The sequence below is a fragment of the Erwinia artemisiae genome (genome assembly GCF_051400835.1).
GTDB classification, from domain to species: domain Bacteria; phylum Pseudomonadota; class Gammaproteobacteria; order Enterobacterales; family Enterobacteriaceae; genus Erwinia; species Erwinia aeris.
The window spans coordinates 61,796-74,974 of sequence record NZ_JBLFFM010000011.1; the positions used below are offsets into that span (position 1 = coordinate 61,796).

The following is a 13,179-nucleotide window of genomic DNA, read 5'->3' on the forward strand; positions in this document are numbered from 1 at the left end:
TCAGGATGACGTCTTCTTTTCTTGTAATGGCCGCTTGCGCGCGCAGATAAAATCATAAATATCGTCGAGCTTGCGATTATCCAGCTCGTAAAGCTGCTCGACGGGATGATTAAACTTATACAGGGCGTGAAAAACAAACGACGACGGCGCGATATGATTCGGCCCGATTAACAGCACGTCGCCCAGCGGACGCTGCTCTTCAACGCAGCAAGGCCCGTAGATCAGGATCACTGGCACATTTTGCGAGTCAGCGATGTAGATGTTGCCCGAGTCGGAGGCGATGTAAAAATCCATCTGGCTGATGGCGTAGGGCAGGCCTTCCAGCGAAACCTTACCGATCATGTTAACGATGTTATCGCTTTCACCCACCACTTTATTGAGCTCGTGCAGGCGAGTAAGTTCATTTGGCGCGCCAAAAACATAAAACAGGCAGGGCAGCCCGCTCAGCCTGTCGAACAGGGCTTTCCAGATCGTCGGCGGAATGGTTTTCGCCTGGTTGCCGGCCGAAATACTGATGCCGATTTTGATCTTGTCCGTTCTGAACACTTCTTCCGGCGTAGTGTCCGGCTTCAGCAGCGGCAGCGTGGCGTGCTTGGGATAGCTTTCTTTGGTCAGCGAACGATCGGCCAGCCTGAGGTAGTTTTCCAGGGTTAGCGAATACTTATCATGTTCCACGGTGCCGGTCGCGGTCAGATAAAAGATCCCCTGATACCATTTGCGGCGGTACATCGACAGAAACTGCTTGTTGCTCGCGTTACAGCAGGCGGCATAAAACAGATTGGTATTATTGGGATGCAGCAGATAGACGTTTTCATAGCGATTCATCAGCTTCAGGGCCAGCTTCAGCTTGCTGTACGTGCTGCTTTTATGCTCTTCAATATAAAAAATGTCCGCCAGCGTGCTGTCGTGCTCCGCCAGCGGTGCAACGGTACGGCTCAGCAGCGCGTCGCTCTTTTCAAGATGCGCCAGCAGGGGGGTGATATTGACAAAATCGCCGATTTTCGCCGTCTGGATCACCAGATTACGGGCCTCTTTTTTATGGCTGAGTTTCATCAACAGCTTAAAAGGCAGTAAAAGTAAAAACAGCAACACATAATTCACGCTCTGTTCTCCCTGAGCGAAAAGTGCCGGTATTCAGTTGGCACAGATGACGTTCGTGACGTTTTCACCGTGCTCTGATAGCCGTTTTCGGTTATGAGCGTATTCATACTGAAACCTTAAAAGATAAAAATGCGCGTCCGGCCAGGCCAGGGAGCGCGCCAGAATAATGTCTGACCCTCTCAGACATTTCCGATCCGCAAACGTTGCGTGGGCTTAAGAAGCGATCAGCGCAAGATACTGTTTGCAGATTGCTTCGATGCTGTAAGCCTCCAAATCAAGCTGTGAAACATCAGGCGGGTTTGACCAGACGTCCGCGATAGTTTCCGCCAGCGAATCCACATCCAGGTTCGCCAGGCCGCGAGCCAGTTCGCCGGTCATGATCGACACGGGGCCGCCGGGACAGCGCGTACTGACTACGGGCACCTGGCAAATCAGCGCTTCTACCAGCACGTTGCCGAAGCCTTCGCTGTCCGAGCTGACCACCAGCAGCCTCGCGTTGCGGATCCAGGGATAGGGGTTGCTGGTAAAACCTTTAAAAATTACCCGATCCTGAATGCCCAGCGTTAGCGCCAGTTTCTTAATTTTTCCTACTGCTTCATCCGTGCCCTGGCCGATTAAAACCAGCGGCGCGCTTATCCCCGTTTTGGCATAGGCGCGCAGCAGCCTGTCGTGGCGCTTGGTCTGGTGAAAGCGGCCGACGTGGATCAGATAGGGTTCGCCCGCCATCTCGCAGGGCTGCATAGCCGCGGTACGAACGGTATCAAAATCGAAAGGGTTGAAAATGATCCGCTCGTGCTTTGGCTGTATCGCAAAGGAGCGTTTCAAATCGCTGACCACGTACTGAGAGACGCCGATGATATTGCGGTTTTGATATACGCGGCGCGTTTTCAGTTTCTTCTGCCACAGGGAAAAGCCCTGCCGGTGGGCCAGATAAGAGGCGGAAAAGACGCCGTGCAGGCAAAACCAGGTCTTGTCCTTGTCGAGATGGCGACAGCGGCTGACGATACGGTCGGTTTTGTGCAGGTGCGATACCACCAGGTCGAAACGGCCCTGCTCTTTTTCGGCCTGCATTATCGCCCGATCCAGGCAGGCTGCGCGCCGGCTCAGCTCCGTAAGTTTCCGCCAGGGCATATGGCAGGTATCCTGAATGACCTGATAATCCAGCCCGGCAGGAATGGCGTAATCGCAGACGGCACGCAGCGAAAACAGCGAAACCCGATGACCGCGCTCTATCAGCCCTTTGGAAAGCGTCAGCACAACTTTCTCCGCGCCGCCGCCGGGCAGACCATCAATGATCATTAATACGCGCTTGGACAATTTTGTACCCTTAGCAGAGAAAATCATGCGGTGCCGACCGATTCCAGGCCACTAACCGCACGAAAAAAAGCATTTTTTTATCTAGTCGGGCAAGTCCCTTGCCGTAGCCCGGTAAAGCTGTCCTGCCGATCCTGTCAGGCTGAGCCAGTTTTATCTGTTTATCTTAGAAAAATAAAAAAGATAGCGCCATAGCCAATCGCTTTCGCGCCGTTGCGCTGCAATTACTGTTGCGTCCCGTCATGCCGCTGTTACCATACCGGCAGAGTTAACACGAGGTTAACGCGGAGCGCCGCATCGACATGAAAAAACCTGCTTTCTTAATCACCATCGATACGGAAGGTGATAATCTCTGGCGTAATCGCTCTGGTCAGGTGACCACCGAAAATGCCGCCTGGCTTGCCCGCTTTCAGCAGCTTTGCGAGAAATATACCTTTAAACCGACCTGGTTGACGAACTATGAAATGGCCGTCGATCCGGTTTATATCGATTTTGCCCGCGATGTTATCGCTCGCGGCCAGGGCGAAGTAGGCATGCATCTGCACGCCTGGAACAGCCCGCCAGCCTATGAATTAACCGACAACGACTGGCAGCATCAGCCCTATCTGATTGAATACCCTCGTGAAGAGATACGCAAAAAAGTCGCTTTTATGACTGAGCTGCTGGAAGAGACGTTTAACGTCAAAATGCTCAGCCACCGTGCGGGACGCTGGGCGTTCAACGAGTATTACGCTCAGCTGCTGGTCGAACACGGCTACCGGGTTGACTGCTCGGTGACGCCGGGCGTGAACTGGCGGTTTTCCCCGGGCGCGCCGCAGGGCAACGGCGGCACGGACTATACGCACTTTCCCCGCTCGGCTTACCATCCCGATAGCGCAGATATTTCTCGTCCCGGCAATTCACCGCTGCTGGAAGTGCCGATGACCATCCGTTATAAGCACTCCGGGCTGATGAATGCGGTTAAACAGGGCTACGATCGCCTGCGCGGCAAGCGCCGCAGCCCTTCCGTTTACTGGCTGCGCCCGACTGGCGGCAACGCGCAGCAGATGATCGACCTGGCGGAAAAAACGCTGGCGGAAGGCGCTGACTACGTAGAGTTTATGCTGCACTCCAGCGAGTTTATGCCCGATGGCAGCCCGACCTTTAAAACGGCGGCCGATATTGACCGGCTCTATGACGATCTGGCGCAGCTGTTCAGCTGGCTGCAAAGCCGCACTCATGGCATGACGCTGGCGGAGTATGCCGCCGCGAAAGCCGGCACCTGAACAGAAACGAGGCCGTTAAAGGCCCCGTTTTCTCACCGTCAGCATTTTCCTTTTATAACTCGTCCTGATTTTGCCGTTCAGCAAAAAACGCCCCAGGCCGACCTGCGCGATCCGTGCTCTCACTTTGTCGCCCTGCGAGGTCCCTCGCAGATCGGCATGGTAGCGGTTGGCGATATCCAGCCAGTGGCAGGTGATCAAATGCTCATAGCGCGGCGGTAAAACCTCGTCCATATGCGCCGTTGCGGCGATCAGACAGGCAATTTTGTCGGCATCAATAGCGGACGACAGGCTCTGCTCATGCTTACGGTAGAGATAAAAACCGGCGGAGGTAAACAGCGTTTTTTTGCTCTGCATCAGCAGCTGCGGAAACAGCCAGCTATCTTCGTAGCAGATAAAGTCCGGAAAGGCGTGCTGCTGAATAAGCTCGCGTGAGAAAAACTGGCCGATAAAATGCGCCTGATAATCACGATGGATCAGAAAGCGCTCTACGGCATCATGCGTGGTCAGCTCCTCAGGCTCGGCAGGCTGCCACTGCACCGTGGGCGAGGCGTGCCGCACTTCGATAATTTTACTGAGCAGAATATCCGGCGAGGTCTGGCGCAGCGTCGTCAGCCGGTGCGCCAGCGCGTCGGGCAGCAGCATATCGTCGCCGTCCACCATTAAGACATAATCGCCGCGCGCCAGGCCTACCGCGTGGTTACGCACTTTGCCAACGTTGCGATAGTCGGTATGGCTGCTGCGAAGCTGCGGCAGCCGCGCCGCGTAGCGCTCAATAATGCTCTGCGTCGTATCCGTGGAAGCGTCGTTCACCACGACTATCTCTGCGCGATCGATCGCCGCGCCCAGCGAAGCGACGACGCTTTCCAGCGTATCGGCCAGCGTCTCGCCGCAGTTATGGGCGGCAATCAGTACGCTCAGCGCAGGGCTGTTCATGACTTTTCTTCCGGCGAGGAACCCAGCAGCGGCATCAGCTGCGCCATCACGTTTTCGGCAGAAATAGCCGCCATGCGATTGCCCTGCGCGGGTTTCAGTACAAACTGGTTTTTGCCATAGCCGCCGATCAGGCCGGGATCGGTGGGGCCGTACAGCGTGATATTAGGGCGATCCAGCGCCGCCGTTAAATGGCTAAGCCCCGTATCTACCGACACTACCGCGGCGGCGCCCGCTAACGTGCGCGCCACCTGCTCCAGCGTAAGTTTGGGCAGCACTTCCACATAGTCGAAGCCAGCCGCCAGCCGCTGCGCGCGCTGGTGCTCATGTTCCGCGCCCCACGGCAATTTGATCCGCAGGCCGCTGCCGTTCAGCAGCGTAATCAGCTCACGCCACTGCGCTTCCGGCCAGTGCTTTTCATCGCGCGTGGTGGCGTGCAGGAAGACCAGATAGCGGCCGTCATCCGGCGAAGGCTCACGCATAAAATGTTGCGCGATAGCGTAATCGCCAGGCGTCTCCGGCAGCGGATAATTCAGGCTTTTGGCAAACAGCTCGCGCGTGCGCTGCACGGCATGCTGCTGCTTATTGATTTCATGGCGTTGGTCATACCACCAGCTGGCGAAAGGTTCGCGCGCGCTGCGGCTGTCCTGACCATGCTTGACGCCTTTAGCGATGCGCGTCACCAGCGCGGCGCTTTTGATCAGGCCCTGCGCGTCAATCACCATGTCATACTGGCGCGACTGTACTTCGCGCTTGAACAGAAAGCGTTCTTCGCGCACTTCGCTACCGAACCAGTGCTTGCGCCAGCGGCGGATTGCCACGGGGATAACCCGATCAACCGCCGGATGCCAGGAGGGGATTTGTGCGAAACCTTCTTCTACAACCCAGTCGAAACGGATGCCGGGGATAGCCCGCATGGCGTCGGTGAGGGCGGGCAGCGTGTGCAGGACATCGCCCATTGAGGAGGTTTTTACAATCAGGACGTGCATACAGCCTCCAGAGGCTGACCCAGCAGCGCCGACAGCTCTTCCGCCACGCGCTGCGGCTTAATATCTATCAGGCTCTGGTGATAGCCTTCTTCCGCATCGCCTTTACGGACCTTGTGATAGCCGGTGATCAGCCGGATAACGCGCGCTTTATGCGACAGCGGCGGCGTAAAGTCCGGGCTGCTTGGGCCGTAAAGCGCAACGAGCGGGCGATCCAGCGCGGCGGCGATATGCATCAGGCCGGAGTCGTTGCTGACCACGGCCTGGCAGTGCGCCAGCAGAATGACCGCCTGCTCCAGTTTGGTTTCGCCAGCCAGATTATGGCAGTGCTGGCGCGAGCTTTCTTCCAGGCTTTGCAGGATTTGCTCGCCGGTCTCTTTATCTTTAGCCGAGCCAAACAGCGCGATCTGATAGCCGCTGTCGATCAGCTGCTGCGCCAGCGCGGCATAGTGATAGTGCGGCCAGCGCTTGGCCGGCCCGAATTCCGCGCCGGGACAGAAGCCGATAAGCGGCCGTTCCGCGCTCAGCCTGAAGGCGGCGGCGGTTTCCTGCTTTTCCTGCTCGTTGACGAGCAGCTTCGGCCAGAGCAGCGGCTGCGGCAGATCGCTGGCGCTCGCGATCTGCGCTTTGTCGTAAGCCAGCGCGACGTAGCGCTCAACCATCAACGGAAACGCGGCTTTATCCAGCACGCGGATATCGTTCAGCAGGCCGTAGCGCATCTCGCCGCGCCAGCCTGTACGGGTCTGGATATCGGCAAAGAAAGGCACCAGCGCGGATTTAAAGGAGTTGGGCAGGACGTAAGCGCGATCGTAACCCTTATCGCGCAGCGAGCGGCCCAGACGGCGGCGCTCGCCCAGCGCCAACGCGCCGTGGCCCAGCGGCATCGCCAGCGCCTCGTTGACTTCCGGCATCCGCGACAGCAGCGGACGGCACCACGCGGGGGCCATCACGTCAATTGTGGCTTCAGGCCAGCGCTGTTTCAGCGTGCGATAAAGGCTTTGCGACATCATCATATCGCCGACCCAGGATGGCCCGATCACCAAAATTTTCATTGCCGGATCCGTCCCGTTACGCGTTGCGATTCAGCCAGGCCATATACTCGGCCACGCCTTCTGCCACGGTTTTAAACGGCTTATCGTAGCCCGCCGCGCGCAGTTTGGTCAGGTCCGCCAGCGTATAGGCCTGGTAACGTCCTTTCAGTTTTTCCGGGAAAGGAATGTATTCGATCTGGCCTTTCTGATGGAAATTCAGCGCGGCGTCGGCCACTTCCTGGAAAGATTCGGCACGGCCGGTTCCGCAGTTAAAAATGCCGGAAACGCCGTTTTCCCAGAACCACAGATTGACGGCGGCGACGTCTTCCACATAGATAAAGTCGCGCTTAAAGTTATCGCTGCCTTCAAACAGTTTTGGATTTTCGCCGTTGTTCAGCTGGGTGTTCAGATGGAAAGCCACGCTCGCCATGCTGCCTTTATGCCCTTCGCGCGGGCCATACACGTTGAAGTAGCGGAAGCCGCAAATCTGCGACTGCGCTTCCGGCAGGATCTCACGTACATAGTGGTCAAACAGCATTTTGGAATAGCCGTAGACGTTCAGCGGCTGCTCATACTGACGCTCTTCGATAAAGTTATCGTTGCGGCCGCCGTAAGTCGCGGCGGAAGAGGCGTACAGGAAAGGGATCTGACGCTCAAGACAGTAGTGCAGCAGCTCTTTGGAGTACTGATAGTTGTTATCCATCATGTATTTGCCGTCCCACTCGGTGGTGGAAGAGCAGGCGCCTTCGTGGAAAACCGCCTCGACGTCGCCAAAGTCTTCATCGGCCAGAATGGCGATCAGGAAATCTTCTTTATCCATATAATCGGCAATATTCAGATCCGCCAGGTTGGCGAATTTGGTGCCGTCTTTCAGGTTGTCGACCACCAGAATATCGGTGTGGCCTTTGTCATTCAGCGCTTTGATGATGTTACTACCGATAAATCCCGCGCCGCCAGTGACGATAATCATGAGTTTTAACCTTTAAGAATGTGGGTGAAACACAAAGTTCACGCGCTAATGCCTGATATCATAACATCTCAGCCCGCCTCAAACAGCCGGATGACTCCGTAAGAGAAGGTAAATTCCGGCCGGAGGCGGCAAACTACTTCAGCTTTTCCGCGTCGGTCAGATAGCGTACTTTGCGGGTATAATCCTGGCCCTTGAACGTCAGCGGCGTATCAGGGGATTGCAAATATTTTTGCCATTCGTCCAGCGGGAACCCGCCGTGCGCGCCCACTACTTCTTTAGGAATGGCTGCTGTAGTGCCACCGATTTTTTTAGAAACCGGCCAGTTTACCCAGTCACCTAAATTAACCGTTTTGAAATCCAGCAGATCCAGAAGCGCGGCCAGCGGCAGCTGATCGGTCGGCGGCTGCGAATCATCCAGAATTTCCCAGGTATCTTTAAACATCGCCAGCCACAACGGACAGAGGCGTTTCCAGGTCGACCGGGTAGCAACGAGAAAGGCGCTGTTGGCATGATCCTGCAAAAAAGGTCGGATGGTGTGCCGATAGTACGCCGGGCGTTTTTCTTCCGGCGCGCTCATCAGCTTGGCGGCCATTTTCCCCTGACGGAAGCTGGAATAGAGATGGTTGTCCCGCACGTTGATTTCCGGCATTTTCAGTAAATTGAGATCGGAATCGATCATCAAAATGCCGTCCGTCTCGGCATACAAAGGCGCTTGTATTTTGATCAGGCGACTGCGGTAAATTTGCTTATAACGATAGCTCTCTTCCCGCACGGGCACATCCAGCGTCACCACGCGCGTTTTCTCCGGCAGCTGGCCGAAAGCTTCGACAGGCTGGTCGCTGACGATGACGATTTCCTGTGCCGCAGGCGCGAAGCGCGAGGCGAACAGCGCGCTCAGCCTGGCCTCTTCAACAAAATCCGCGCCCGTACAAGGAATAACAACAGAGGTCACCGGAACAGCGCCCTGAACTTCTGGCTGTTGATACGAAATATTATGCCGTGCGCGAATATGCCGAAATCGGGGGTTCAAAAATTCAAACATGCGATGAGTTTCCATAAGCCGCAGTTTTCAAAATGGTTTCCACGCCAGAGACGTAGTGCTCAATGGCATAGTGTTCTTTGACGTGCTGGTTTGCCTGGCGCAGAAGCTGCTGGCGCTTTTCAGCATCAAGCCACAGCGTTTCCATCTGTTTGAACAGGCCCTGCGTATCGCCATAATCAAACAGCAGGCCGGTTTTGTTATGCTCGATAAGCTCCGCCGTGCCGGTGACTTTTGAACCGATTACAGCGGTGTTGAGCAGCATCGCTTCCAACACCACGCGCGGCAGGCCTTCGCTTTTCGACGCCAGAATAAAAACGTCGAAAGCAGCCAGGTAATCCAGCGGGTTGCTGCGAAAACCGGTAAAAATCACGCGATTCTGAATCCCGGCCTGCGCCGCCTGCTGCTGCAGTGCCGCCAGCTCCGGCCCTTCGCCCAATATCACCATACGCCAGTCGGCTTTGGGAAAAGCAGCGGCAAACTTCGCCAACGCCTGCAAGGTATGGTGATTGGATTTTCTGGCGATCAGCGAGCCGATACTGCCGAAAACAAAGGTATCGTCGGTTACGTCCGGCAGCTGCCGGCGCATGGCGGCCCGTTCCGGTAACGGTTGATAAATATCGATGGCGTTAAAAACGGTAAGGCATTTTTCCGCCGCTACGCCGTTGGCCAGCAACACCTCGCGTACGCCGTTGGAGACGGCGATAACCGCATCGGCGCGCCGGTTGACCATCGCAACCAGCTCGCGGTCCAGCACCGGCTCAATACGGCAGTGCTGCACCACGCTGACGGGCAGATCGCGGGCAGCCAGATAGCCTTCGGCGTTGGAGCCGGGCTGATTATTCATATACAACATATCGCTCTGTTGCTGAATAAGCAGCTGGCGAATAGCGCGGGCGTTGGGCCGGATGCGCCATAGCTTATCGACAAAACGTGTGGCTTTCAGCCGCAGGCCGCGATGGAAAAACACCAGCGAACGCAGCAGCTCTTTAAGCAGCTTCGCCCAGCGCGGCTGTTTGCGCTGGGCAATAAAGGTAACGGGGATAGCCAGCGAAGCCAGCACCTGCTCAATGGAATCCCCGCTGCCGCGCCGGTAGTTATGGTAAAAGCAGCAGCGGATATCAAACTGGCTGCGATCGATACGCTTCAGCAGCTCCAGCATACTGTTGGTGCCGCCGCCCCATTCATTGCCGGTATCCAGTAACAGAATTTTTTTACGCTGTGGCGCCATCATGCCGCTTCCAGACTCGTTTAGCCGACGTGATGCGGCATGAAGATTAATCGTTGCCCAGTTCCAGCTTCAGGCCGGAAAAGTAAGTATTGATATAGCGGACGCCCGCGCTGTCGGCGAGGCTTTCCGTTATGGCGTTCAGCGCGCGGCTGGCCGGCACAAATTCAGGCTTGCCCGGGCAGGCTTTCACGCCCTTGAACGGATTACGCGGCGGCGTCGGTTTCGCGACGGTCGGCGGCGCCTGACGGCCTGCGTTTTGTGGCTCGTTCAGCAGCTGACCCGGACTGACCAGCGTGATATCGGCTGGCAGCGTCGGCAGCATCTGTTGCAGTACTTTCACCGTAGTCGGGTGTGGGTGTCCAATAGCAATCGCGGAGCCGTCGCGCTGGGCCAGATGCACCGCGCGCAAAAACTGTTTGCGAATATCGGTTTCGTTTTGCGTATCGTCCAGAAAGACGCGGCGCTTAATCACTTTAACGCTGGTGCCCGCTGCGGCACGGGTCGACTGACTGTTGCCGATGGTCATGCTGTCGAGAAAATAAAAGTTGTAGTGGTTCAGCACCTGCATCACTTTCTGCATGCCCGGCAGGCTGGAAGTCATCGCGCTGCCCATATGGTTGTTCAGCCCCACGGCGTAGGGAACTTTAGCCACGGCTTCCCGGATAATCCGCTCTACCTCTTCGCTGGACATGTCCGGGCGCAGCGTGTTTTTTTCCAGCGGCTGTTTGCTGAGCGGCGCCATCGGCAGATGGATCAGCACCTCATGTCCCCGCTGGTGGGCTTTCGTTGCCATTTCATGAGCATGGGTAGCGTCCGGCAATACCGCCACGGAAATGGCTGCCGGCATTTGTAATACCTGGTTTTCCTGCGCCGGACGATAGCCAAAATCGTCAATGACGATAGCGAGTTTACCCGCGTGCGCCGAACAGGCCATCAGCAGACCCGTCAGCGCGCCGCTGAATTTATAAAGATAAGACAAAAGTTATTTTCCCAACCACGGAAGTGGATTAACGGCCTGTCCCTGGCGGCGGATTTCAAAATAGAGCGAAGGCGTGCCGCGCCCGCCGCTGGTGCCGACCAGCGCAATCGGCTGGCCTGCCCTGACCTGAGCGCCCACGCTGACCAGCGCGCTCTGATTGTAGCCATACAGGCTCATATCGCCTTTGCCATGTTCCACCACCACCACCAGACCATAGCCCTGTAGCCAGTCCGCCATCAGCACGCGACCGTCGGCAACGGCTTTAACTTCCCGGCCTTCCGGCGCATCGATCACCAGTCCTTTCCAGCGCAGTTCACCCTGCAGCTGCTCGCCGAAACGGTGCTCAAGGGTGCCGCGCACTGGCCACAGCAGCTGGCCGCCGGGCCTGCCCAGACCGCCGGTTCTCGCCATCAGCGAGCGCTCGCCCTCGGTAGGTTTATAGGTGGTGCCTTTGCTTTTAGCCTGCGCCTCACGTTCGCGCACGCGCTGCGCTTCTTTGGCCTCTTTTTCGGCTCTGGCGCGGGCTTCCCGCTCCGCTTTGGCGATCTTATCGCGCAGGCGGCTCTCGTTCGCCCGCATCTCTTCCAGCTGCGCCTGGTCTTTCTCCAGCGAGGATTCCAGCGTGGTCAGCGTTTTCTGGCGCGCCGCACGAGCGCTTTCCAGCTTCTGCTGCTGGACTTCCTGCTGCGAAAGCATCGCTTTCTGCTTCGCCTGCTTGTCGACCAGCGAGGTTTTCTGGGAAGAGAGATCGCTGCGCGTTTTTTTCAGATCGTCGATCGATTTCTGGCGCGCATCGTTCAGGTAGCCGAAGTAGGCCAGGATACGTTCGCTACGCTGGCTCTCTTCGCTGCTCAGCAGCAGCTGTAAACCGTTGTGCTGGCCCTGGCGAAAGGCGGCGTCCAGCTGCTCGGCCAGCATTTTTTCCTGCTTCGCCTGCTGGGTTTGCAGTTTGCCGATCGAGGCGGTAAGCGCCGCGATCTCGCCATTGAGCGCGCCAAGCGTACGCTGGGTTTCACGCAGCTGTCGGCTGGCCTGGGCAATGATTTTTTCCTGGCTTTGCAGCTGGTCGAGCAGCTTGCTGCGCTGCTGTTTTTGCTGCTGAACGCTTTTTTCTTTGGCGGCGATATCGGCACGCAGGCTGGAGAGCGCGGATTTCGTGTCGTCTGCGTGGCCGATAGCGGGCAGCAGAAGCAGGCCAGCGCAAAACAGGCTGGCTGACAGCGTGAACATGCCCGATCGTAACGGGGGTGCAGAGGCCAATCCGTTAGCTGGGGTTCGTTGATATGAAACTGTCGCTTTTTCCCTCATAGGAGGAGGATTATTCCACGATGAACAGCGCCTTACCAGCCTCGCCGGCGGGTTTTGCGTTTCCATCGGTGACAAAGCGAGGCGGCTGACCGGAAAGCGCAGACGCAAAGAGGGTCGCTGCGCAATTAATCGCCAGTCAGGATTGCTGCGTTAACCTTCGGATCGAACGTTTATGACATAAGCCAATTTTTTTGGGAAATTTGCCGCAGAAAAAGCAACTCTGACGGCATCGCGTCTGTACATGAAACGCCTGGCAGGTATACTCAGAAGCCTTGTTTTCGCTTATTAACCCTTTCGGGAGTTGTTACCCCTCATGCAAGATATTATGCAGTTCGCAGGCAATCATACCCTTCTTAGTCTGGCATGGGTCGTCCTGCTGGTTTTGGTGATCGTGACCACTGTTAAGGGCATGTTCTCCAAGGTAAAAACCATCAGTCGCGGCGAAGCAACGCGTCTGATTAACAAAGAAGAAGCCGTGGTAGTGGACGTGCGCGGGCGCGATGACTTCCGTAAAGGCCATATTTCTAACGCGATCAATGTGCTGGCTGCCGATATCAAAAAGGGCAGCTTTGGCGAACTGGAAAAACACAAAACGAAGCCGGTTATCGTGGTGTGCGCTAACGGCGTTTCTGCAGCCGATCCTGCTGCGCAGCTGAACGCCGCCGGTTTTGAACAGGTTTTCATTCTGAAAGACGGCGTGGCTGGCTGGAGCGGTGAAAACCTTCCGCTGGTGCGTGGCAAATAATTTCTGGAGACGAAGGTATGGCAAACGTTGAGATCTACACCAAAGCAACCTGTCCTTTCTGTCATCGCGCCAAAGCGCTGCTGGCTCAGAAAGGCGTAGCGTTCCAGGAAATCGCTATCGACGGCGACGCTGAGAAGCGCGAAGAGATGATCAAACGCAGCGGCCGTACCACCGTTCCGCAGATTTTCATCGATGCACAGCATATTGGCGGCTGTGACGACCTCTATGCCCTCGAGGGCCGCCAGGGCCTCGACCCGCTGCTGCAGTAACGCGGGCAAGT

13 protein-coding genes are annotated in these 13,179 nt (G+C 56.6%); 3 read left to right on the forward strand and 10 right to left on the reverse strand.

From position 1 onward, the window contains the following. Both ACMGEE_RS19395 and ACMGEE_RS19400 read right to left on the reverse strand, forming a co-directional pair. Complete coding sequence (locus ACMGEE_RS19395) at nucleotides 1-1,101, reverse strand: glycosyltransferase family 9 protein (RefSeq protein ID WP_301252463.1); 1,101 nt, start codon at nucleotides 1,099-1,101, stop codon at nucleotides 1-3. Between the two features lie 213 nt (nucleotides 1,102-1,314). Next, the gene (locus ACMGEE_RS19400; protein WP_436830533.1) at nucleotides 1,315-2,400 is read right to left on the reverse strand and encodes a glycosyltransferase; all 1,086 of its coding nucleotides are present in this window, start codon (nucleotides 2,398-2,400) and stop codon (nucleotides 1,315-1,317) included. Between the two features lie 317 nt (nucleotides 2,401-2,717). On the opposite strand from ACMGEE_RS19400, the gene ACMGEE_RS19405 reads away from it, so the two are divergent. Next, the gene (locus tag ACMGEE_RS19405) at nucleotides 2,718-3,680 is read left to right on the forward strand and encodes a polysaccharide deacetylase family protein (RefSeq protein WP_125290610.1); all 963 of its coding nucleotides are present in this window, start codon (nucleotides 2,718-2,720) and stop codon (nucleotides 3,678-3,680) included. A gap of 15 nt (nucleotides 3,681-3,695) precedes the next feature. Here ACMGEE_RS19405 and ACMGEE_RS19410 read toward each other — a convergent pair whose 3' ends face one another. From ACMGEE_RS19410 to envC, 8 genes are all read right to left on the reverse strand, one after another. Further along, on the reverse strand, nucleotides 3,696-4,613 hold the full coding sequence (locus ACMGEE_RS19410; protein ID WP_436830521.1) for a glycosyltransferase family 2 protein: 918 nt from the start codon (nucleotides 4,611-4,613) through the stop codon (nucleotides 3,696-3,698). Next, nucleotides 4,610-5,599, reverse strand: a complete 990-nt coding sequence (gene rfaC / locus ACMGEE_RS19415) for a lipopolysaccharide heptosyltransferase RfaC (protein ID WP_436830522.1) — start codon at nucleotides 5,597-5,599, stop codon at nucleotides 4,610-4,612. Before rfaC ends, ACMGEE_RS19410 begins: the two co-directional genes overlap by 4 nt. After that, nucleotides 5,587-6,648, reverse strand: coding sequence for an ADP-heptose--LPS heptosyltransferase RfaF (gene rfaF / locus ACMGEE_RS19420; RefSeq protein ID WP_253457021.1), 1,062 nt, complete (start codon nucleotides 6,646-6,648; stop codon nucleotides 5,587-5,589). Before rfaF ends, rfaC begins: the two co-directional genes overlap by 13 nt. A 16-nt stretch (nucleotides 6,649-6,664) precedes the next feature. Then, on the reverse strand, nucleotides 6,665-7,597 hold the full coding sequence (gene rfaD, locus ACMGEE_RS19425; protein WP_125290606.1) for an ADP-glyceromanno-heptose 6-epimerase: 933 nt from the start codon (nucleotides 7,595-7,597) through the stop codon (nucleotides 6,665-6,667). A 133-nt stretch (nucleotides 7,598-7,730) separates the two neighbouring features. Further along, on the reverse strand, nucleotides 7,731-8,639 hold the full coding sequence (locus ACMGEE_RS19430) for a hypothetical protein (RefSeq protein WP_253457024.1): 909 nt from the start codon (nucleotides 8,637-8,639) through the stop codon (nucleotides 7,731-7,733). Next, nucleotides 8,632-9,867 (reverse strand): glycosyltransferase, encoded by a 1,236-nt coding sequence (locus ACMGEE_RS19435; protein WP_436830534.1) that lies wholly within the window; start codon nucleotides 9,865-9,867, stop codon nucleotides 8,632-8,634. Before ACMGEE_RS19435 ends, ACMGEE_RS19430 begins: the two co-directional genes overlap by 8 nt. Before the next feature lie 46 nt (nucleotides 9,868-9,913). Further along, a complete protein-coding gene (locus tag ACMGEE_RS19440; RefSeq protein WP_301731002.1) occupies nucleotides 9,914-10,801 on the reverse strand; it encodes a divergent polysaccharide deacetylase family protein in 888 nt (295 codons plus the stop codon). 48 nt (nucleotides 10,802-10,849) lie between these two features. Further along, nucleotides 10,850-12,154, reverse strand: coding sequence for a murein hydrolase activator EnvC (gene envC, locus ACMGEE_RS19445; RefSeq protein ID WP_253457027.1), 1,305 nt, complete (start codon nucleotides 12,152-12,154; stop codon nucleotides 10,850-10,852). Between the two features lie 313 nt (nucleotides 12,155-12,467). On the opposite strand from envC, the gene ACMGEE_RS19450 reads away from it, so the two are divergent. Both ACMGEE_RS19450 and grxC read left to right on the forward strand, forming a co-directional pair. Next, complete coding sequence (locus ACMGEE_RS19450) at nucleotides 12,468-12,899, forward strand: rhodanese-like domain-containing protein (protein WP_253457030.1); 432 nt, start codon at nucleotides 12,468-12,470, stop codon at nucleotides 12,897-12,899. A 17-nt stretch (nucleotides 12,900-12,916) separates the two neighbouring features. Further along, a complete protein-coding gene (gene grxC / locus ACMGEE_RS19455; protein WP_125290603.1) occupies nucleotides 12,917-13,168 on the forward strand; it encodes a glutaredoxin 3 in 252 nt (83 codons plus the stop codon). Nucleotides 13,169-13,179 lie beyond the last annotated feature (11 nt).